The organism is Pseudokineococcus lusitanus (genome assembly GCF_003751265.1).
Classification (GTDB): Bacteria; Actinomycetota; Actinomycetes; order Actinomycetales; family Quadrisphaeraceae; genus Pseudokineococcus; species Pseudokineococcus lusitanus.
Genome location: NZ_RJKN01000005.1, coordinates 226,270 through 245,666, shown reverse-complemented (window position 1 = coordinate 245,666; position 19,397 = coordinate 226,270). Strand labels below are relative to the sequence as shown.

The 19,397-nt window shown below is 77.8% G+C and carries 17 protein-coding genes, 1 tRNA gene and 1 riboswitch; of the genes, 9 read left to right on the top strand and 9 right to left on the bottom strand.

All coding sequences use genetic code 11. The features are described from left to right. Positions 1 to 1,293: a baeRF2 domain-containing protein gene (locus EDC03_RS11160; RefSeq protein ID WP_123380311.1), complete on the bottom strand. Its 1,293-nt coding sequence runs from the start codon at positions 1,291 to 1,293 to the stop codon at positions 1 to 3. Positions 1,294 to 1,435: 142 nt separating this feature from the next. Here EDC03_RS11160 and EDC03_RS11155 point away from each other — a divergent pair. The 3 genes from EDC03_RS11155 to EDC03_RS11145 all read left to right on the top strand — a co-directional run bounded on the left by EDC03_RS11155 (position 1,436) and on the right by EDC03_RS11145 (position 3,972). After that, positions 1,436 to 1,508, top strand: a tRNA-Arg gene (locus tag EDC03_RS11155). A gap of 137 nt (positions 1,509 to 1,645) precedes the next feature. Beyond that, a complete protein-coding gene (locus tag EDC03_RS11150; protein ID WP_123380310.1) occupies positions 1,646 to 2,638 on the top strand; it encodes an aldo/keto reductase in 993 nt (330 codons plus the stop codon). 62 nt (positions 2,639 to 2,700) lie between these two features. Then, on the top strand, positions 2,701 to 3,972 hold the full coding sequence (locus tag EDC03_RS11145) for an MFS transporter (protein ID WP_199720171.1): 1,272 nt from the start codon (positions 2,701 to 2,703) through the stop codon (positions 3,970 to 3,972). A 30-nt stretch (positions 3,973 to 4,002) separates the two neighbouring features. On the opposite strand, the gene EDC03_RS11140 is transcribed toward EDC03_RS11145, so the two are convergent. Together EDC03_RS11140 and EDC03_RS11135 are read right to left on the bottom strand one after the other, a co-directional pair. Next, complete coding sequence (locus EDC03_RS11140; RefSeq protein WP_123380309.1) at positions 4,003 to 5,061, bottom strand: glutathione S-transferase family protein; 1,059 nt, start codon at positions 5,059 to 5,061, stop codon at positions 4,003 to 4,005. A 106-nt stretch (positions 5,062 to 5,167) separates the two neighbouring features. Further along, positions 5,168 to 5,881: an SDR family NAD(P)-dependent oxidoreductase gene (locus EDC03_RS11135; protein WP_241967148.1), complete on the bottom strand. Its 714-nt coding sequence runs from the start codon at positions 5,879 to 5,881 to the stop codon at positions 5,168 to 5,170. Positions 5,882 to 6,063: 182 nt separating this feature from the next. Between EDC03_RS11135 and EDC03_RS11130 the strand changes: the two genes are divergently transcribed. Further along, on the top strand, positions 6,064 to 6,702 hold the full coding sequence (locus tag EDC03_RS11130) for a PRC-barrel domain-containing protein (RefSeq protein WP_123380308.1): 639 nt from the start codon (positions 6,064 to 6,066) through the stop codon (positions 6,700 to 6,702). A gap of 16 nt (positions 6,703 to 6,718) precedes the next feature. On the opposite strand, the gene EDC03_RS11125 is transcribed toward EDC03_RS11130, so the two are convergent. Together EDC03_RS11125 and EDC03_RS11120 are read right to left on the bottom strand one after the other, a co-directional pair. Continuing rightward, a complete protein-coding gene (locus EDC03_RS11125; RefSeq protein ID WP_123380307.1) occupies positions 6,719 to 8,080 on the bottom strand; it encodes a cryptochrome/photolyase family protein in 1,362 nt (453 codons plus the stop codon). 89 nt (positions 8,081 to 8,169) lie between these two features. Then, the gene (locus EDC03_RS11120; RefSeq protein WP_123380404.1) at positions 8,170 to 8,373 is read right to left on the bottom strand and encodes a hypothetical protein; all 204 of its coding nucleotides are present in this window, start codon (positions 8,371 to 8,373) and stop codon (positions 8,170 to 8,172) included. A 172-nt stretch (positions 8,374 to 8,545) separates the two neighbouring features. Between EDC03_RS11120 and EDC03_RS11115 the strand changes: the two genes are divergently transcribed. Further along, entirely contained in the window at positions 8,546 to 8,728 is a 183-nt protein-coding gene (locus tag EDC03_RS11115) for a hypothetical protein (protein ID WP_123380306.1), read from the top strand. 105 nt (positions 8,729 to 8,833) lie between these two features. Here the strand turns inward: EDC03_RS11115 and EDC03_RS11110 are convergent, their stop codons facing one another. Beyond that, on the bottom strand, positions 8,834 to 9,808 hold the full coding sequence (locus tag EDC03_RS11110; RefSeq protein WP_123380403.1) for an App1 family protein: 975 nt from the start codon (positions 9,806 to 9,808) through the stop codon (positions 8,834 to 8,836). A gap of 335 nt (positions 9,809 to 10,143) precedes the next feature. On the opposite strand from EDC03_RS11110, the gene EDC03_RS11105 reads away from it, so the two are divergent. Next, positions 10,144 to 11,154, top strand: a complete 1,011-nt coding sequence (locus tag EDC03_RS11105) for a CE1 family esterase (protein WP_123380305.1) — start codon at positions 10,144 to 10,146, stop codon at positions 11,152 to 11,154. Here the strand turns inward: EDC03_RS11105 and ku are convergent. Beyond that, the gene (ku, locus tag EDC03_RS11100) at positions 11,151 to 12,398 is read right to left on the bottom strand and encodes a non-homologous end joining protein Ku (protein WP_123380304.1); all 1,248 of its coding nucleotides are present in this window, start codon (positions 12,396 to 12,398) and stop codon (positions 11,151 to 11,153) included. The genes EDC03_RS11105 and ku overlap by 4 nt on opposite strands. A gap of 91 nt (positions 12,399 to 12,489) precedes the next feature. Between ku and ligD (EDC03_RS11095) the strand changes: the two genes are divergently transcribed. Both ligD (EDC03_RS11095) and ligD (EDC03_RS11090) read left to right on the top strand, forming a co-directional pair. Next, complete coding sequence (gene ligD / locus EDC03_RS11095; RefSeq protein ID WP_123380402.1) at positions 12,490 to 13,563, top strand: non-homologous end-joining DNA ligase; 1,074 nt, start codon at positions 12,490 to 12,492, stop codon at positions 13,561 to 13,563. After that, positions 13,560 to 14,528 carry a non-homologous end-joining DNA ligase gene (gene ligD / locus EDC03_RS11090; protein WP_123380303.1) on the top strand — a complete coding sequence of 323 codons (969 nt, stop codon included), beginning with the start codon at positions 13,560 to 13,562 and terminating at the stop codon, positions 14,526 to 14,528. The genes ligD (EDC03_RS11095) and ligD (EDC03_RS11090) overlap by 4 nt, the downstream gene beginning before the upstream one ends. Before the next feature lie 22 nt (positions 14,529 to 14,550). Here ligD (EDC03_RS11090) and EDC03_RS11085 read toward each other — a convergent pair whose 3' ends face one another. Next, positions 14,551 to 15,060, bottom strand: coding sequence for an HNH endonuclease (locus tag EDC03_RS11085; protein WP_123380302.1), 510 nt, complete (start codon positions 15,058 to 15,060; stop codon positions 14,551 to 14,553). 524 nt (positions 15,061 to 15,584) lie between these two features. Further along, positions 15,585 to 16,535, bottom strand: coding sequence for a C40 family peptidase (locus tag EDC03_RS17880; RefSeq protein WP_199720169.1), 951 nt, complete (start codon positions 16,533 to 16,535; stop codon positions 15,585 to 15,587). A gap of 24 nt (positions 16,536 to 16,559) precedes the next feature. Further along, positions 16,560 to 16,636, bottom strand: a riboswitch (cyclic di-AMP (ydaO/yuaA leader). A gap of 362 nt (positions 16,637 to 16,998) precedes the next feature. On the opposite strand from EDC03_RS17880, the gene metE reads away from it, so the two are divergent. Beyond that, complete coding sequence (metE, locus tag EDC03_RS11075) at positions 16,999 to 19,350, top strand: 5-methyltetrahydropteroyltriglutamate--homocysteine S-methyltransferase (RefSeq protein WP_123380301.1); 2,352 nt, start codon at positions 16,999 to 17,001, stop codon at positions 19,348 to 19,350. Positions 19,351 to 19,397: the final 47 nt, after the last annotated feature.

Sequence of the window (19,397 nt, the reverse complement as noted above, 5' to 3'; positions counted from 1 at the left end):
TCAGGCCCCGACGTCGCGCAGCCGCGAGCCGTCCCCCGACATCGAGGCCGCGCCGGTGCCGGGCGTGCCCGCGTCGGACCAGCGCAGGACCGCGCCGACGCCGCCGGCGAGCTCGACGCCCGGGTCGGCGGGCGGCTCCACGCCGTCCTCGTCCGCCTCCGCGTCCGCGGCCGACCGGGCGTCCGGCACGAGCACGAGGCCCGCCCCGCCGCCGACCGCGGCCCGCACGAGCGCGGCGTCCGCCCGCACCTGCACGGGCTCCTCGACGCCCATCTCGAGGAGGTCCTCGCGGGTCGCGGCGACCTGCAGGGCCTCGGGCCCGACCCAGAGCGTCGTCGTCGAGGTGGGGTCGTCGTGGAGGAGGACGTCCTGGACCTGGCCGCGCTGGAGCATCGCCACCGTGTCCTCGAGGCCGTCCGCCGCGTCGGCGTCCTGGCCCCGCGCCTGGCGGAAGCTGTCGGCCGTGGCGACGAGGGCGCGCGTGCGCACCTCGGCGAGCGCCTCGCCGAGCGCCCGCCCGAAGGCGTCGTCGCGGATGCCGTCCGCCCGGCCGCCGCCGCCCACGACGACGGCGAGCCCGGACGCGCGGCCGCCCAGGCGCTCGCGGACCAGCGAGACGGCCGTCTGGTCGCCCGTGAGGACGACGACCTCCGGGTGGTGACGGGTCACGAGGTCGTCGACGTCCGAGGCCACCGCCGCGGCGTCGCGCTCCCACGAGTCCTCGACGCGGCGCTCGTGGCTGTGCTCGCCGATGCCGCCGACGGGCACCTTGTGGATGACGTCGTCGTCGGAGCCGGACGTCCGCGTCTCGGTCACCTGGCTCGACGTGCCGACGACCGCGTCCCCGCCGTCGGCCAGGGCGGTCGTCACGCCGTTGCCGACGGCGACCGTGAGGTCGGCGCCCTGGCGGTCGGCCGCCACGAGCAGGTAGCGGGTGGAGCCGGCGGCGGCCCGCAGCGCGGGCAGGACGTCCGGGAGCGGGCCGAAGAGGGCGCTGTCGGACGCCGGGGCGCTCGGCAGGACGACGTCGAGGACGACCCCGCCCTCCCCCGCCACGACGGTGCGGCCGGAGCCGCCCTCGCCGTCGGAGCGCCCGCTCGGGGCGGTCGCCCGCTCGCCGACGACGTCGAGGACGTCCGACGGCGCGCCCTGCTCCTCGAGGGAGCGGCGCAGCTCGCGCCAGCGCAGCGCCACCTCGTGCTCGCCGCTCTCGTCGCCGCGGGAGACGTCGAGCGTGACGCTGACCAGCGGCCCCTGCGCCTCGAAGGTCGGTGCCAGCCACTGCAGGTCCATCGGGGAGCCCTCCGTCGGGTCGGTGCGCGCCGGCGGTCGCCGGCCGTCACCCCACCGTGCGCGCCACCCCGCCCGCCCGCGACCCGAGCACGCCCCGGCGCGACCCGAGTACGCTCGGGCCCGCCCGACCGCGGGCTCCCTGGCCCCCGTAGCTCAGGGGATAGAGCATCGGTTTCCTAAACCGTGTGTCGGAGGTTCGAATCCTCTCGGGGGCACCCCGCCGGACCGACCCCGAGGGGCGGCGCACCGGCTTCCTCCACCGTGTGTCGGACGTTCGAACCCCCTCGGGGCACCGCCGGACGCACGACGCGGCGGCCCGGCCGCGCCTCCGGTCCCGCCTATCCTCCGGACCATGGAGACCAGGCGCCTCGGGCGCACGGGCAAGGACGTCGGCGTCGTAGGGCTCGGGACCTGGCAGCTGGGTGCCGACTGGGGCGACGTCACCGAGGACGAGGCGCTCGCGGTGCTGCGGGCCGCGCACGACGAGGGCGTGACCCTCCTCGACACCGCCGACGTCTACGGCGACGGGCGCAGCGAGCGCGTCATCCGCCGCTTCGTCGCCGACCTGCCGGAGGCCGAGCGCCCGTTCGTGGCCACCAAGGCCGGCCGTCGCGCCGACCCCTTCACGGCCGAGCAGTACACGCCGGAGAACCTGCGCGCGTGGGTGGGCCGCAGCCGCGAGAACCTCGGCGTCGAGCGGCTCGACCTCGTCCAGCTCCACTGCCCGCCGACCGCGGTCTACTCCGACGACGCCGTCTACGACGCGCTCGACGCCATGGTCGCCGAGGGGCTCCTCGCCGCCTACGGCGTCTCCGTCGAGACCGTCGACGAGGGGCTCACGGCGATCGCCCGCCCCGGGGTCGCCTCGGTCCAGGTCATCCTCAACGCCTTCCGGCGCAAGCCCCTCGAGCGCCTGCTGCCCGCGGCGGCCGAGGCCGGCGTCGGCGTCCTCGCGCGCGTCCCGCTGGCGAGCGGCCTGCTCACCGGGAAGTACGACGAGAGCACGACGTTCGCGGCGGACGACCACCGCACGTACAACCGCAACGGCGAGGCCTTCGACGTGGGCGAGACCTTCTCCGGCGTGCCCTTCGACGTCGGCGTCGCCGCCGCGCGCGAGGTGGCCGAGGTGGCCGCCGCGCGCGGCGTGCCCACGTCCGCGCTCGCCCTGCGCTGGGTGCTCGACCAGCCGGGCGTCACGGCCGTCATCCCGGGCGCCCGCAACGCCGAGCAGGCGCGCGGCAACGCCGCCGCCGCGGCGCTCGACCCGCTGACCGCGGACGAGCAGGCCGCGCTGGAGCGCGTCTACGACGAGCGCCTGCGCGAGCTCGTGCACCCCCGCTGGTGAGTGACCGCCGCTGACGGGCGGCCGGCGGGGACCTCCCCCGCCGGCCGCCCCGGTCCCGTCGCGTGAGGGCTCCGCGGGGCGCCCGGCGCGTGGGCAGCTCGCTGCGCGGGCACCTCCTCGACACCCGCCCGCTGCGCATCCCGGCGTACCGGCGGCTGCTCGGCTCCTCCGCCGTCTCGACCGTCGGCAGCCAGCTGACCGCCGTGGCCGTCCCCGTCGAGGTCTTCCGCATCACGGGGTCGTCGGCGTGGGTCGGCCTGGCCTCCGGCGCGGCCCTCGTGCCGCTCGTGCTGTTCTCCCTCTACGGCGGCAGCGTCGCGGACGTCGTCGACCGGCGGAGGCTCATGCTCGTCGCCGTCCTCGGGATCGCGGCCACGTCGCTGGGCCTCGCCGTCCACGCGGCCTCGGGCCGGGAGTCGGTGGCGGCGCTGCTCGTGCTCGTCGTCGTGCAGCAGTCCTTCTTCGGCCTCTACGCGCCCGCCCGCGGCGCCGCCGTCCCCCGCGTGGTGCCCGTGGCGCTGCTGCCGTCAGCCATGGCGCTGTCCACCACCGTCTTCGGCGTCGGCGCCGTGGCGGGGCCGCTCGCCGCCGGCGTGCTCATCCCCGTCACCGGGCTCCCGCTGCTCTACGCCGTCGACGGCGTGGCGCTGCTCGGGGCCGCGGCGCTCGTCGCGACGCTGCCCGCGATGCCGCCCACCGGGGAGCCGGGCCGCCGGGCCGGGGTCCGCAGCGTCGTCGAGGGCCTGCGCCACGTCGGCACCTCGCAGGTGCTCCTCGTGTCGATGGTCGCCGACGTCGTCGCGATGGTCCTCGGCATGCCGCGCGCCCTCTTCCCGCAGATGGCCACCGAGGTCTACGGCGGGCCGCCCGACGGCGGGCTCCCGCTCGGCGTCCTCTACGCCGCGATCCCGCTCGGCTCGCTGCTCATGGCGCTGCTGTCCGGGCGGCTCGTCCGGCTGCGGCAGCACGGCCTGCTGACGCTCGTCGCCGTGGCGGTGTGGGGCCTGGCCGTCGCCGGCGTGGGGCTCACGACGTCCCTGTGGGTGGCCGCCGCCCTGCTCGTCGTCGGCGGCGCCGCCGACCTCACGAGCATGGTCTTCCGCGGGGCCGTCCTGCAGACCGCGACCACCGACGAGCTGCGCGGCCGCGTCCAGGGCGTCTTCACCGTCGTCGTCGTGGGCGGCCCGCGCCTCGCGGACCTCCTCCACGGCGTCGGCGGCGAGCTCCTCGGCCCGCGCGCGGCGACGTCGCTGGGCGGCGTGCTCGTCGTCGTCGCGACGGCGCTGCTCGCCTGGCGCGCACCCGCCTTCCGGCGCTACCGCGCCCCGGCCTGAGCCGGGGCGCGGGGCGGCGCGCCGGGAGGGTCAGCCCAGCGGCGTGTGGTCCGCCGGGACCTCCTCGCCCGCCGCGACCGGGCCGGGGGCCGTGCCGGCCCCGAAGGGGCTGCCCCCCATCTCCTCGCGGCCGTGCGGGGTCAGCCAGCCCGCCAGGTCCGGGCCCTTCGGGACGACGCCCGTCGGGTTGATGTCCTCGTGGACGACGTAGTAGTGCGCCTTGATGTGGGCGAAGTCCGTCGTGTCGCCGAAGCCCGGCGTCTGGAACAGGTCGCGGGCGTAGGCCCACAGCACCGGCATCTCGGTGAGCTTCTGCCGGTTGCACTTGAAGTGCCCGTGGTAGACGGGGTCGAAGCGCACGAGCGTCGTGTAGAGCCGCACGTCGGCCTCGGTGATGGTGTCGCCCATGAGGTAGCGCCGGGTCCCCAGCCGCTCCGAGACGACGTCGAGGGCGGCGAAGAGCCGGTCGTAGGCCTTCTCGTACGACTCCTGCGAGCCGGCGAAGCCGCAGCGGTACACCCCGTTGTTGATCTCCGTGTAGACGTGCCGCATCACGGCGTCCATCTCCTCGCGGAGGGCCTCGGGGTAGAGGTCCGGCGCCCCGGGGCGGTGGTGCTCCCGCCACTGCGTCGACAGGTCGAGGGTGATCTGCGGGAAGTCGTTGGTGACGACCTTCCCGCTGCTCTCCTCGACGACGGCGGGCACGGTGATGCCCTTGGGGTAGTCGGGGAAGCGGGCGAGGTAGGCCTCCTGCAGCCGCTCGTACCCGAGGACCGGGTCCCGGCCGCCCTCGTCGAGGTCGAAGGTCCAGCTGCGGCGGTCGTGCGTGGGGCCGGTGATGCCCTGGGAGATGACGCCCTCGAGGCCGAGCAGCCGCCGCACGATGATCGAGCGGTGCGCCCAGGGGCAGGCCCGCGCCGCGACGAGCCGGTAGCGGCCGGGCTCGACCGGCCACCCGTGTCGGCCGTCGGTGGTGATGCGGTCCTCGATGTACGCGGTGTCGCGGGTGAACTCCTCGCCGGAGGTCACGTAGGCGCCCTTGGTCGAGGTGTCGCCGTCCGTCGTCGTCGTCCCGCTCGCCGTGCTCATCGCTGCGCTCCCTGGTCGCCGTGCCCGCCGGGGTCCTCCCGGCCCGACGGACGCTAGCCCGCGCGGCCGCGCGCCGCCGCGCCGGCCGCCGGACGGGCGACGTCGCTCAGCGCCCGCCGAAGGCGGACGAGGGCAGGTCGCGCTCGCCCTCCTCGACCGCCCGCAGCACCCGCTCGGCGACGTCCTCGGGCGCGAGGCCCTGCGGCATCCGCGGGGCCGTCCCGGCCACCGGGCGCGTGGCGAGCCCGGTCTCGGTGTGCGGCGGGCGGACGTCCAGCACCCGCACCCCCTCGCGGCGCAGCTCCTTGGCGGCGGCCGCGTCGAAGGCCGTGAGCGCCGCCTTGGCGGCGGAGTAGGCCGCCATGCCCGCCACCGGCTGCTCCGCGACGACGGCGCTGAGCATGACGGCGACGGCGTCGCCCTCCCGCTGCCCCCCGGCGGTGCGCAGGTGCGGCAGCGCGGCCCGCAGCAGGCGCACCGGGCCGAGGTAGGCGGTGAGCAGCAGCTCGTCGAGCAGGTCGTCGTCGGCGTCCGCCACCGGCCCGAAGGCGACGACCCCGGCGGCGGAGACGAGGACGTCGAGGCCCTCCAGCGCCTCCACGGCCGCCCCGACCACCTCGGCGGGCGCCCCCGGGAGGGTGAGGTCGGCGGCCAGGTGGGCGACGGCGTCGGGATGGGCCTCGCGCAGGCGGCCCTCGTCGCGCGCCGAGACGGCCACGCGGGCCCCGCGGCGGGCCGCCCCGGCCACGAGGAGGCGGCCGAGGCCGCCGGTCGCTCCGGTCACGAGCACGCGTGCGCCGTCGAGGCGGGTCCCGGTCATGCGCGGGACCGTAGGTCGGCGCGGGGGCCGCCGCGCGCCGAGCCGCGGCCCGGCGGGATGACGCCGGGGCCCCTGCGCGTTGCCCCGGGCAGCAGCACGGCGCCGGCAGGGCGTGACGAGAACGACACCCCGATGTCACCCGGGAGGGTGGCGCCGCGGGGCGATGGAGGGGACCGTTGACCATGGCACTCGGACGAGCGGCGCGCGCGGGGCGCCACGGCACCACCGGACCGCCGGGCGGCCCCCTCCCGCAGGGCCCCGGCGACCCCGCGGGCGCGGACGGGCCCGAGCCGTTCGACGACTACGCCGACGCCGGGGGCGACGAGCGCGAGGACCTCTTCCGGGCGCTCGTGCGCTCGGTGGACGGCGAGCGCGTCGGCCGCGTCACGAGCGTCGTCCGCGACGACGACGGCCGGCCCACGTGGCTCGTCGTCAGCACCGGCTGGCTCCGCGGCGCCGACGTCCCGGTCCCCTACGACGAGGGCTGCCGCCGCCGTGGCGGCACCGTCGTCGTCCCCTACCCCAAGGACGTCGTCCGCGGTGCCCCGCCGCTGGACCCGGACCTCGCCGTGGACCCCCAGCTCGAGACCGGCGTGCGCCTGCACTACGCCGCCGCCCGCGCCTCGCTCCTGGCCGGCCGGCGCGACCCGGTCGACGCCGCCCGCGAGACGCCGTGGCCGTGCTGCACCGAGGACATGTGGGACGACGAGCTGGGCGACGCCCTCGTCGACGAGCTGCGCGGCGCGCTCCCCGCGCAGGCCACGGCGACGACCCCGCGGACCCTCGCCGCCGGAGCCACGCCGGCCGTCCCCGCCGCCTGAGGCGCCGCCGGCGGCGTCAGCCGCGGACGGCGGCGTACCGGTCGAGCGCCACCTGGCGCTCGGCCTTGTGGTCCACGACCCGCTCGGGGTAGCCCTCGGGCAGCCCGTCCGGCAGGTCCCAGGGCTCGTGGACCGCCGAGCCCTCGACCCCGCGCAGCTCGGGCACCCAGCGGCGGACGTAGTCGCCGTGCGGGTCGAACTTGTGCCCCTGCGTGACGGGGTTGAACACGCGGAAGTACGGCGAGGCGTCCGTCCCCGTGCCCGCCACCCACTGCCACCCGTGGTTGTTCGAGGCGAGGTCGCCGTCGACGAGGTGGCGCAGGAAGTGGCGCGCCCCGACCTGCCAGCGCTGGTGCAGGTCCTTGACGAGGAACGACGCGGTGAGCATCCGCATCCGGTTGTGCATCCAGCCCTGGGCCAGCAGCTGGCGCAGGGCCGCGTCGACGACGGGGAAGCCGGTCCGCCCCTCGCGCCAGGCGTCGACCCTCCGCTCCGCCGCGGCGCCCGTGTCGTGCTCCATGCCCGCGAGGTCCGGCTTGTAGGCCTCCCAGGCGGAGTCGGGCCGGTGCCAGAGCACGTCCGCGTAGAAGTCGCGGAAGCAGAGCTCGCGGACGTAGGCCTCGGCGCCCTCCCCGCCGTGCGCACGGGCCTCCTCGACGAGCGTGCGCGGGTGCACGCACCCGAGGTGGAGGTAGGCCGACATGCGGCTCGTGGAGTCGAGGTCCGGACGGTCGCGCTCCTCGGCGTAGCCGTCGAGCCGCTCGTCGCGGAAGGTGCGCCACGCCGCGAGGGCCGCCTCCTCGCCCGCCGGCAGCAGGTCGTAGTCGACCTCGGGGGCCGCGGGGAGGTCGTCCGCGCCGCCCGCCGCGACCCACGGCACCGACCGCGGCCGGCTCGCCGGGTCGGGCACGCCGTGCTGCGCCCACCCCTTGGAGAAGGGCGTGAAGACCTGGAACGGGGAGCCGTCGCCCTTGAGGACCCGGCCCGGCCCCACGGCGTAGGCGGTCCCGTCCTCCTCGAGGGGCACGTCCCCCTCCGCCCCGAGGGCCGCGCGGACGTCCTCGTCACGCCGCCGCCCGTACGGCCCGGTGTCCCGGGCCACGTGCACCGAGCCCGCCCCCGTCTCCCGGACGACGGCCGGGACGACCTCGCGCGGGTCGCCGCGGCGGACGAGGAGGGCACCGTCGGTCTGCTCGCGCAGCGCCTCGAGGCACCCGACGAGGAAGGCCCGGCGGGCCGGCCCGGCCGCGTCCCAGACCCGCGGGTCGAGGACGAAGAGCGGGACGACGCCGCCGCCCGCCCCGCGTGCCGCGAGGAGGGCCGGGTTGTCGCCGACGCGCAGGTCGCGCCGGAACCACATGACCGCGGGACCGCTCATGCGGGCGACCCTCGCCGGACGACGACGGGCGCGCCAGCCGGGGCCGGCGCGCCCGTCGGGGCTGCCACCGGCGCACCGGTGGCGGGAGGTCAGGCGCCGGGGGGCGAGGTGTCCTCGTCGAGGACGACGTCGAGCGCCTCGCGCACCGACTGGCGGGTCGCCAGGCGCACGGAGGCGGCCTGCTGCTCCTCGTTCGTCGAGGCGTCGGCGATCCGCTGCCGCTCCGTCTTCTCCGCCTCGAGGGCGAAGTCGCGGGCCTTGCGGATGCGGTCCCAGATGTCTGCGTCAGCCATGGCCACAGCACAGCACGGCGGGCGCGCGCGCGCCCGTCCACCGCGGCGCCACCCGTCCGGCGCGTCGGATCGCGGGACCGGCCGACCTCCCCCACCCTGGACGGCGCGGGCCCCGGCCCGTCGACCGGTGCTCCGAGGCGCCGGGCGAACGACGCCGCACGGAAGAGCGACCATGGCCCTGCTCCTGCCCCTGGCCCTCCTGACCCCGCTGCTCGTCCTGCCGCTCCTGCTCGCGGTGGCCTCCTTCGAGGACCGCTGCAGCGACGGCAGCCCCCTCCTGCGGCGCCGACGGCGCACCGAGGACCCCGTCCCCGCCGACGCGCCCGTGCCGGTGGGGGCCGGCAGCCCGCGCTGACGCCACCACCGTCCCCCGGGGACGACGCAGGGCCCGCAGGACGACGCCGTGGCGTCGCCCTGCGGGCCCTGCGTCGTCGGTCGTCCGGTCGAGGGCGCGGCGGGCCTAGAGCAGGCCGCCCTGCCGCAGCAGCCGGGCCAGCCCCGCCCCGTCGGGCGCCGAGACCCAGGCGTGCGGCCCCTCGGCCCGCGCCGGCGCGCCGGAGGGAGCCGGGAGGCCCTGCGCCAGCACCGACTCCGTCGGCGAGAGGTGCCGGATCGCCACCGCGGCGACGTTGTCCGGGTGCGCGCGGGCGAACTCCTCGTAGATGGCCTCGTCGTGCTGGCCGTCGTCGCCGACGAGGAGCCACCGCACGTGCGGGAACTCCTCGGCCAGGCGGCGCAGGCTCCGCTCCTTGTGCGCGCGGCCGCTCCGGAACCACCGGTCCGGCGTCGGGCCCCAGTCCGTCAGCAGGAGCGGTCCGCGCGGGTAGAGGTGGCGGTGGAGGAAGCGGGTGAGCGTCGGCGCGACGTTCCAGGCCCCCGTCGAGAGGTAGACGACGGGCGCGTCGGCCCAGCGCCGGGTGATGCGCTCGTAGAGGACCGCCATGCCCGGCACGGGGTTCCGTGCGTGCTCGTCGAGGACGAAGGTGTTCCAGGCGGCGAGGAAGGGGCGCGGCAGCGCCGTCACCATCACCGTGTCGTCGATGTCGCTGACGAGCCCGACCTCGACGTCGTCCCCGATGACCCGCACCGGCGCGGGCACGGGCTCGGCGCCCTCGGCGTGGACGACCACCTGCTGCCAGCCGGGCTCGAGCGACGCCGGCAGGACGACGTCGACGAAGCCGCCGCGGTCGGTCACCGCCTCGTGCAGCTCGCCGCCCACCTCGACCTGCACGCGCGCCTCGCGCACGGGCACCGTGAGGAAGGACCGCCAGCCGCGCACGACCTCGGGACGCTCGGTGGGCGTGCGCCCGTCCGGCGCCGTGAGCAGCAGGCGTCCCAGCACGCGCACGCTGCGCGGCGAGCCGTAGCCGGCGTAGACCGTGATGGACGGCTGCCACCCCTGCTCCAGGGCCCGCCGGCTCGCACGCCGGTGCATCGCGTCGCCGAGGGCGACGGCCCTCCCGTGCAGGGGGCGCAGGCGGGGGACGGGGCCGACGTCGTCGGGGGCAGCCACGTCGGCACCCTGCCACAGCGGCCGGGCGCGGGCCCGTCGCTCCCCCACCACCGCCCCGGTCGGGCCGGGACGGCGAGGTCGGCTGCGCCGGACGGGTGACGGCGTCGCCCGCAGCGGCGACGCCCTCCTCGCCCGCGCCCGACCTGCCCCGGTCCGTCACCCTCCCGGCGCACCGTCGGGGCCTCCCAGGGCACGGTCGGGTCACGACCTCGTCCAAATCCCTCCCGTCCAGCGCCGTCCTCGCGCACCATCGCCCGGTGCGCGACGACGGGCTCCCGCGGGAGAGGACCGGCGACCGGTCCCGCCGCCCCCGCCGGCGGCCGGGCCGGCGCGTCGCGCTGACCGCCGTCGCGGCGCTCGCCCTCGCCGCGCTCCCCGTCACCGGGCTCGTCCCCGACCTGCCGTGGGGCGCCCTCGACGGCGCGGTCGCCGGCCCCTCCGACGGCGCCCCGCCGCCCGCGCCGGTGCCCGACCCGCTCGTCGACCCTGTCGACCCGGCCGACCGGCCCCTGCTCGTGCTCGACGCCTCGGGCGGCCGACCGGTCCGGCAGGGGGACGCCCTGCCGGCCCGCGTGGTGGGCGACGCCGTCGTCGTCCTCCACGGCTACACGAGCAACGCCGCGCAGATCGCCGAGCGCCTCGAGGTGCCCGCCCTCGTCGAGCGCCTCGGCGCCGTCGCCGTCCTGCCCACCGGCCTCGGCCACCGGCCCAGCTGGGACGCCGGGACGTGCTGCGGCTCCGCGGCCCGCTCGGACGTCGACGACGTCGGCTTCGTCGCGGGGCTGCTCGACGAGCTCCGGGCCCGCGGGGCGCGGCACGCCTACGTCGTCGGCTACTCCAACGGCGGGATGCTCGCCTACCGGCTGGCCTGCGAGCGGCCCGAGGAGGTCGACGCCGTCGCCGTCGTCAACGCCACCATCGCCGTGGACCGGTGCGACGGCGCCTTCACGGCCCTGCACCTCGCCGGGGCGGAGGACCGGGCGGTCCCCGTGGAGGGCGTGGACCTCGTGCCCTACCTCTTCACCGGCTTCCCCGCGCTGGCCGACCTGCCGGCCCTGGCGCCCGCCGCGGACCTCGACCTGCGCGTCGTGCCCGGCGCGGGCCACGAGGTGCCGGAGGGGGCGCCGACGACCGTGCGCGAGTGGCTCGCCACGCGCCCCGGCCCGCCGACCACCGACCGCGCCGCCGTCCCGGTGGTCGCGGGCGGCGCGGCCGGCGCGGCCGGCGCGGTCGGCGCGGTCGGCGCGGTCGGCGCGGTCGGCGGCTAGGCCGACTTCTTCCGCGTCCGGCGCGCCGGGGTCTCCTCCGGGGCCTCGTCCTTCGCGGCGACCTTCGACCGCGACGCGCGCTTCCGCGGCGCCGGGGCCTCCTCCGGCTCCTCGTCCTTCGCGACGGCCTTCGACCGCGACGCCCGCTTCCGCGGCGCCGGGGCCTCCTCCGGCTCCTCGTCCTTCGCGACGGCCTTCGACCGCGACGCCCGCTTCCGCGGCGCCGGGGCCTCCTCCGGCTCCTCGTCCTTCGCGACGGCCTTCGACCGCGACGCCCGCTTCCGCGGCGCCGGGGCCTCCTCCGGCTCCTCCTCCGCCGCCGCCTTCGACCGCGACGCCCGCTTCCGGGGCGCCGGGGCCTCCTCCGGCTCCTCCTCCGCCGCAGCCGCCTTCGACCGCGACGCCCGCGCCGGGCGCGCGGGGGCCTGCTCGGCGTCGCCCCCGCCCTCACCGCGCTCGCCCCGGGCGCGGGACACGCTGCGCTGCAGCGCCGCCAGGAGGTCGACGACCTGCGCGCCCTCGCCGTCGCCGTCCGCGTCGCCCTCGGCGGGCGGGCGGCGCACCTCCCCGGCGCTGACCTTGGCCTCGACGAGCTCGACGACCGCCGCCGCGTAGCCGTCGGTGAACTGCGAGGGGTCGAAGTCGCCCGCCAGCGACTCGACGAGCGAGGCGGCCATGGCCGTCTCCTGCGGCCGCAGCTGCACGTCGCCGGCGAGCACGTCGAAGGACGCCTCGCGCACCTCGTCCGGCCACAGCAGCGTCTGCAGCACGATGACGTCGTCGCGCACGCGGAGCACGGCGAGCGCCTCCCGCTGCCGCAGCGCGACCTTCACGACGGCGACCCGGTCGGTGGCGGCCAGCGCCTCCCGCAGGAGCGTGTACGGCTTGAGCGCCACCCGGTCCGGCTCGAGGTAGTACGCCTTCGACAGCATCACCGGGTCGACCTGGTCGGCCGGGACGAACTCGACGACGTCGATCTCGCGGCTCGACGTCAGCGGCAGCTTGTCCATGTCCTCGTCGGTGAGGACGACCTGCTCCCCGTCCTCGGTCTCGTACGCCTTCGCGATCTCCGGGTACGGGACCTCCTCGCCGTCGACGCTGCACACGCGCCGGTAGCGGATGCGCCCGCCGTCGGTCTCGTGGACCTGGTGGAAGCGGACGTCGTTGGTGCCCGTGGCGGCGTACACCTTGACGGGCACCGAGACGAGGCCGAAGGAGACCGCGCCCTTCCAGATGGCCCTCATGGCTCGCCCTCCCCCGGCGCCCCGCCCGGCAGCCCGGGACGCTCGCCCGGCGCGCGTCCGCACCTGCCGCCATGATCGTCCGGTGCGGCCCATGCTCGCCACCCCCACGGCCGCCCCGGGCACGCTGCCCGGCGGTGCGCCGTCGCCTGCCCGCGGGGACGACGCGGCGCACCACCCCCGCTGGGCCTACGAGGTCAAGTGGGACGGCATGCGCCTGCTCGCCGACGTCCGGCCCGCCGCGGGCCGCGCCGCCGCCCGCGCCGTCCTCACGAGCCGGACCGAGCGCGACGTCACCGCCGCCTTCCCCGACCTCGCCGGGCTGGCCGCGGCCGCGACGGGCGCCGGCGGCGACCTCCTCCTCGACGGCGAGGTCGTGGCGCTCGACGGAGCGGGGCGACCGTCGTTCGGCGTCCTCGCGCCGCGGCTCGGCCTGTCCGGCAGCCGGGCCCGGGCGGCCGCGCGCGCGGTGCCGGTCGTCTACGTCGTCTTCGACGTCCTGCGGGCGGACGGGCGCGACCTCACCGGCGATCCCCTGCGACGGCGGCGGGAGGTGCTCGAGGAGCTGGGCGAGGGCTGGCTCGCCGAGCCGCCCTCCGTCGGCTCCGAGGGCGTGCGCGGGGCCGCGCTGCAGGTCTCCCCCGTCTTCGCGTCCGGCGCCGACGTCCTCGCCGCCACCCGGGCGCAGGGCCTCGAGGGCGGCGTCGCCAAGCGGTGGGACTCCACCTACCGCCCCGGCGAGCGCAGCACCGCGTGGGTGAAGGCGGCGCACCGGCTCGCGCGCACGGTCGTCGTCGGCGGCTGGCGCCCGCAGGAGGGCACGCGCGACCGCGTCGGCGCGCTCCTCGTGGGCGCGCCCGACGGCGACGGCGGGCTCGTCTACCTCGGGCGGGTCGGCAGCGGCATCGGCCCGCGGGCGGCGGCGGGCCTCGCGCCGCGCCTCGCCGGGCTCGACCGGCCGGCGTCGCCCTTCACGACCGACGTGCCCGCCGTCGACGCCCGCGGGGCCACCTGGCTCGACCCGGTCCTCGTCGCCGAGGTCCGCTCGCTGGGCTCGACGCCGGGCGGGCGCCTGCGCCAGCCGTCGTTCGTCGGGCTGCGCGACGACGCCGGGCCGGACGTCGTCGAGCCCGACGCCGCGGCGGTCCCCGAGGACGGCCCCGCGTGAGCCCGCACCAGGCGACGGAGCAGGTGGTCGAGGTCGGCGGGCACCGCCTGCGGCTCACCTCGCTCGAGAAGGTGCTGTACCCCGCCACCGGCACGACGAAGGCCGAGGTGCTCGACTACGTCGTCCGCGCCGCCGAGCCGCTGCTGCGCCAGCTGGCGGGCCGCCCGGTCACCCGGGTCCGGTGGCCCCACGGCGTCGCCGACACGTCCTTCTTCGAGAAGAACGCGCCGCCGGGGACCCCGTCGTGGGTGCGGACGGCGGCGGTGCCCCTGCGCTCCGGCGAGCGGGACGGCGCGGACGACGGGGACGAGGGGGTCGAGACGGTCCGCTACCCGCTGCTCGACGACGTCGCCGGGCTCGCGTGGGTCACCAACCTCTCGGCCATCGAGCTGCACACGCCGCAGTGGCGCGTCTGCGACGGCGGTGCCCCGGGCGGCCGCGGGCGCCCCGCGCGGACGGCGCACCCGGACCGGCTCGTCGTCGACCTGGACCCGGGCCCCGGCACGGGCCTGGCCGAGTGCGCCGCCCTCGCCCACGTCGTCGCCGACCGGCTGCTCGAGGACGGCCTCGACCCCCGCCCCGTGACGAGCGGCAGCAAGGGGCTGCAGCTCTACGCCGCCGTCTCGGGCGAGCAGGACGCCGACGTCGTCCGCGCCTACGTCCGCCGGCTCGCCGAGGACCTGGCCCGCGACCGCCCGCGCGAGGTCGTCGCGACGATGACCAAGGCCCGCCGCACCGGTCGCGTGCTCCTCGACTGGTCGCAGAACACGTGGTCGAAGACGACCGTCACGCCGTACTCGCTCCGGGGGCGCGAGCAGCCGCGGGTGGCCGCGCCCCGGCTGTGGGACGAGCTCGACGACGACCTGCAGCAGCTCTCGCCGCAGGAGGTCCTCGACCGGCTCGACGCCGACGGCGACCTGCTCGACGACGTGACCGGCCCCGGCCCGCGGCTGCCCGAGCCGTGAGGCGCCCGGGACGGCCGCGCGCTCAGGCCATCTCGGGCGCGGCGAGCCCCGGCAGGTAGGCCGCCCACCCCGCGGGCCGGGCCTCGACGCCCTGGACCACCCAGGCCGGGCCGCTCGGGACGGCCGGCCGGACGCGCAGCGACCAGCCCATCTCCTCCGGCGTGCGGTCGCCCTTCTGCCCGTTGCACCGCAGGCAGCAGGCCACGAGGTTCTCCCACGTGTCGCGCCCGCCCCGGCTGCGCGGCAGCACGTGGTCGACCGTCGTGGCGGTGCGCCGGCAGTAGGCGCACCGGGCGCCGTCGCGCCGCAGCACCCCGCGGCGGGAGACGGCCACCGAGCGCTGGTGCGGCACCTTGACGTAGCGGGTGAGGAGGATGACGGACGGGCGCGGCAGGCTCAGCGACGTCGCGACGACGGGGACGTCGTCGGCCGCCAGGACGACCGCCTTCCCGGCGAGGACGAGGACGAGGGCCCGCCGGAAGGGCACGACGCCGAGCGGCTCGTAGCCGGCGTTGAGGACGAGGGTGCGCACGCGATGACCCCGATCTGGCCGCGCCCGCGTGCGTGGCAGGCACGCCGGCGTCGGACCGTCGTCCCGCGGGAGGCACGCCCGCGGGGGGTGGGAGACGCACGACGGCGCCGACCCGGAGGGGTCGACGCCGTGGGGTGCGTTGGTGCCTGGGGGTGCGGGGCGGGGGCCGACCGTCGTGGTCGGGCCCGCCCTGTCCCTCGCGAGACCGTGGCGGCGGCACGGCGGCGCGAGCCGGCCCTGGAGCGGGCTGGACGCGCCGGTGCAGGCGTCAACGGGACCTCCTCGCGAGGTGCCGGGACCGACCCGGCGCCATCACGGTACGTCGCCGCGCCGCCCGCGTCACCGGGGTTGTGGTGACGCCGCGCCGCCGACGTCCTCCCGTCGGCCGTCCGCCACGGCCCCGTCACGCCCGCGACGCCGGTCCGTCACCGCCCGCGCACCCCGGGACGACGACGGCCGCCGCCCCTCGCGGGGACGGCGGCCGTCGGGGGCCGGCCGCGCGCGGGGCGCGCTCGGCGGGTGCGTCAGTAGCGGACGAAGTAGACGTCCGAGGTCCAGATGTCGCGCTTGGACACCGACTTGCCCGGGCGGGGCGAGTCGTACCACTGGTTGTCGCCGGCGTAGATGCCGATGTGCGAGCCGTCGGAGACGACCGCGAGGTCGCCCGGGCGGGCCTCGCTGCGGGAGATCCGCTGGCCCTGGGCGCCCTGCTGGGCGGCCGTGCGGGGCAGCGAGATGCCGGCCTGCGCGAAGACGTACTGCGTGAAGCCGGAGCAGTCGAAGCCCGACGGCGAGGTGCCGCCGTAGACGTACGGGGTGCCGACGTACTGCGCGGCGATGTCGAGGACCGAGGAGCCGGCGCTCGAGGGGGCCGAGGAGCCCTCGTCCGAGGAGCTGTCCTCGTCGGCGTCGTCGTCCCCGCGGGAGGACGAGCGCGAGACCGAGGTGTCCTCGTCGCGGTCCGAGGCGTCCGAGGCCTCGTCCGAGCCCTCGTCGGAGGAGGACTCCTCCGACGACGAGCTCTCCTCGTCGGCGGAGGCGTCGTCGGCCTCGTCGGAGGAGGCGTCGTCGGCCTCGTCGGCCGGGGCCTCGACGACGACCGGCTCCGGCTCGGGCGGCGGCGGGGGCGCCGTCACGGCGGCGGACTCGCCGCGCGTGAAGGTGACCGGGACGTCGGCGGCGACCGTGAGGGCCTCCGTGACGGCCGGCTCCGGGAGCGGCGCCGGCGTCTCGAGCGCGGGGGCGGCCTGGGCGGCGGCCACCGGGCTGACGGCGGGCTCGGCGACCGAGCTGGTGACGCCGGCCGTCATGACGAGGCCGGTGGCGGCCACGACGACGACGGAGCGGCGGGCGGCGCGGCGGGCACCGGTGCTCTGCGCCGCGACGGCGGCGGCGAGCGACGGGCGCGCCGGGGCGGCGGCGAGGTGACGGGCGTTGCGGTGCGCACGAGGGCGCGCGAAGGCGTGCTGGAGCACTCGGTGTGGCCTCTCCCAGCGCCTACGAGGTGAGCTGTCGGGTTCGGGTGGGAGCCACCCGGCCGGCTCCGAGGAGACCGGCTTCACCCCGAGGACCCCGTGCGGCCGCCGCCGTCTCCCGCGGACGGGAGGGACGGGCGCCGCGACGGGGACCGGAAGTGGGTCCCCCGCCCCTGCCATGACGAGCTCGACGAGGACCTGCGTCCCGGTGGCAGGGCTCGGCGTGCCGGGGCAGGCGCTGCCCGGGTGCCCGGGTAGCGCGCAGACCGTACAGCAGGGGGCTCCGGTGCGTCACATCTCGGTAACGGGTCGGTGGACGACGCGCACCCCGGGCCGTCGGGCGGACCGCCGTCTTCTCGTCAGCCGGACACCGCCGTCCCGCCCCCCGGACGTCGTTAGGCTCGCACCCCGCGGTGCGACCGCCCGGCCGCCGCCTCACGAGCACACGCGCAGGGAGAGATCCATGAGCACCGCCAGCACCACGCAGGAGCAGGGGCACCGCCCGGGGGCGACCGCCGCCGGGTACCCGCGCCAGGGCCGCGACCGCGAGCTCAAGCGCGCCCTCGAGGCCCACTGGGCCGGGAACCTGGACGCGGTCGGCCTCCTCGACGTCGTCGCCCAGGTCCAGGACCAGCGCTTCGCGGCGCTCGGCGGCGCCGGCCTCGCCGAGGTCCCCGTCGGCGACTTCTCCCTCTACGACCACGTGCTCGACGCCGCGGTCCTGCTGGGCCTGCTGCCGGCCCGCGCGACGCGCGAGGGCCTCGACGCGAGCACGTCCGAGGGCCGCCTCGAGCGCCTCTTCACCGCCGCCCGCGGCGGCGGCGACACGGCCGCCCTCGAGATGACGAAGTGGTTCGACACGAACTACCACCACCTCGTGCCCGAGCTCGGCCCCGGCTCGCGGCCGGTGCTCGACCCCACCGACCTCCTCGAGCAGCTGGCGGCGGCCCGCTCCCGCGGCCTCGTCGCCCGCCCGGTGCTCGTCGGCCCGGTGACGTTCCTCCGCCTGTCGAAGCCGGCCGACGACGCCCCCGAGGGCTTCGCGACGACCGACCTCCTCGACACCGTGCTGCCGGTCTACGCCGAGCTCCTCGGCCGCCTGGCCGACGAGGGCGTCGCGTGGGTGCAGCTCGACGAGACGGCGCTCGTCACCGACCTCGACGACGACCTCGCCGACCTCGCCCGCCGCGCCTACGAGCACCTGTCCGGCGTCACCTCCCGCCCGCGCCTGCTCGTCGGCGGCTCCTACGACCGTCTCGGGGACGCCGCCCAGGTCCTCCTCGACGCGGGCGTCGACGGCCTGGCCGTCGACCTCGCCGGCGCCTCCCGCGCCGACGTCGAGGCCGTCGCCGGGCTGCGCGGCCTCGCCGGGAAGCGCCTGCTCGCCGGCGTCGTCGACGGCCGCGGCGTGTGGCGCCGCGACCTCGGCGCCGCGCTCGACGACCTCGAGGTGCTGGCCGCCTCCGGCGCCCAGGTCGACGTCGCGCCGTCGTGCTCGCTGCTCCACGTGCCGCACGACGTCGAGCGCGAGACCGACCTCGACCCCGAGGTCCGCTCCTGGCTGGCCTTCGCCGACCAGAAGCTCGCCGAGGTCGTCACGCTCGCCCGCGGCCTCGCCGAGGGCCGCGACGCCGTCGCCGACGAGCTCCGCGCGTCCGCGGACCTCGCCGCCTCCCGCGCCGCGTCGCCCCGGACCCGCGACGCGGCCGTCCGCGAGCGCACCGACGCGGTGACGTCGGGCGACCTGGCGCGCGACGTCCCCGCGGCGGAGCGCCGCGCGCTGCAGGCCGAGGAGCTGGGCCTGCCGCTCCTGCCGACGACGACCATCGGCTCCTTCCCGCAGACGTCGGAGATCCGCCGCGCCCGCGCCGCGCACCGCGCCGGCAACCTCGACCTGGCCGCCTACGAGGCGGCCATGGAGGAGGAGGTCCGCGTCGTCGTCGCCGCGCAGGAGAAGGCCGGCGTCGACGTCCTCGTGCACGGCGAGCCCGAGCGCGACGACATGGTCCGCTACTTCGCGGACCGGCTCGAGGGCTTCGTCACCCCCAAGCACGGCTGGGTGCAGTCCTACGGCAGCCGCTGCGTGCGCCCGCCGGTCGTCGTCGGCGACATCTCGCGCCCCGAGCCGATGACGGTCCGCTGGACGTCCTTCGCGCAGTCGCTGACCTCGGCGCCGGTCAAGGGCATGCTCACCGGCCCGGTGACGATCCTCGCCTGGTCCTTCCCCCGCGACGACGAGCCGCGCGGCGTCTCCGCCATGCAGATCGGCCTGGCGCTGCGCGACGAGGTCGCCGACCTCGAGGCCGCGGGCACGCGCGTCGTCCAGGTCGACGAGCCGGGCCTGCGCGAGCTGCTGCCGCTGCGCGCGGCGGGCCGCGAGGAGTACCTGCGCTGGGCGGTCGACTCCTTCCGCCTGTCCACGGCGGGGGCGGCGTCGACCACGCAGGTCCACACGCACATGTGCTACGCCGAGTTCGGCGCCGTCATGAGCGCCATCGACGCCCTCGACGCCGACGTCATCAGCCTCGAGGCGGCGCGCTCGCGCATGGAGGTCCTCGACGAGCTGGCGGCCGAGGGCTACGACAAGGGCGTGGGCCCGGGCGTGTGGGACATCCACTCCCCCCGCGTGCCCGGCGAGGACGAGGTCGTCGACCACCTCCACGAGGCGCTGCGCCGCCTCCCGGCCGACCGCCTCTGGGTGAACCCGGACTGCGGCCTCAAGACGCGCTCGGTCGACGAGGTGACGCAGGGCCTCGCCGTGCTCGTCGGCGCCGCGCGCCGCGTGCGCGACGAGGCTCCCGCCGCCGGGGCCTGACCTCCCGACGACGACGCCCCCGGTCCCTCCTCGCGGAGGGGCCGGGG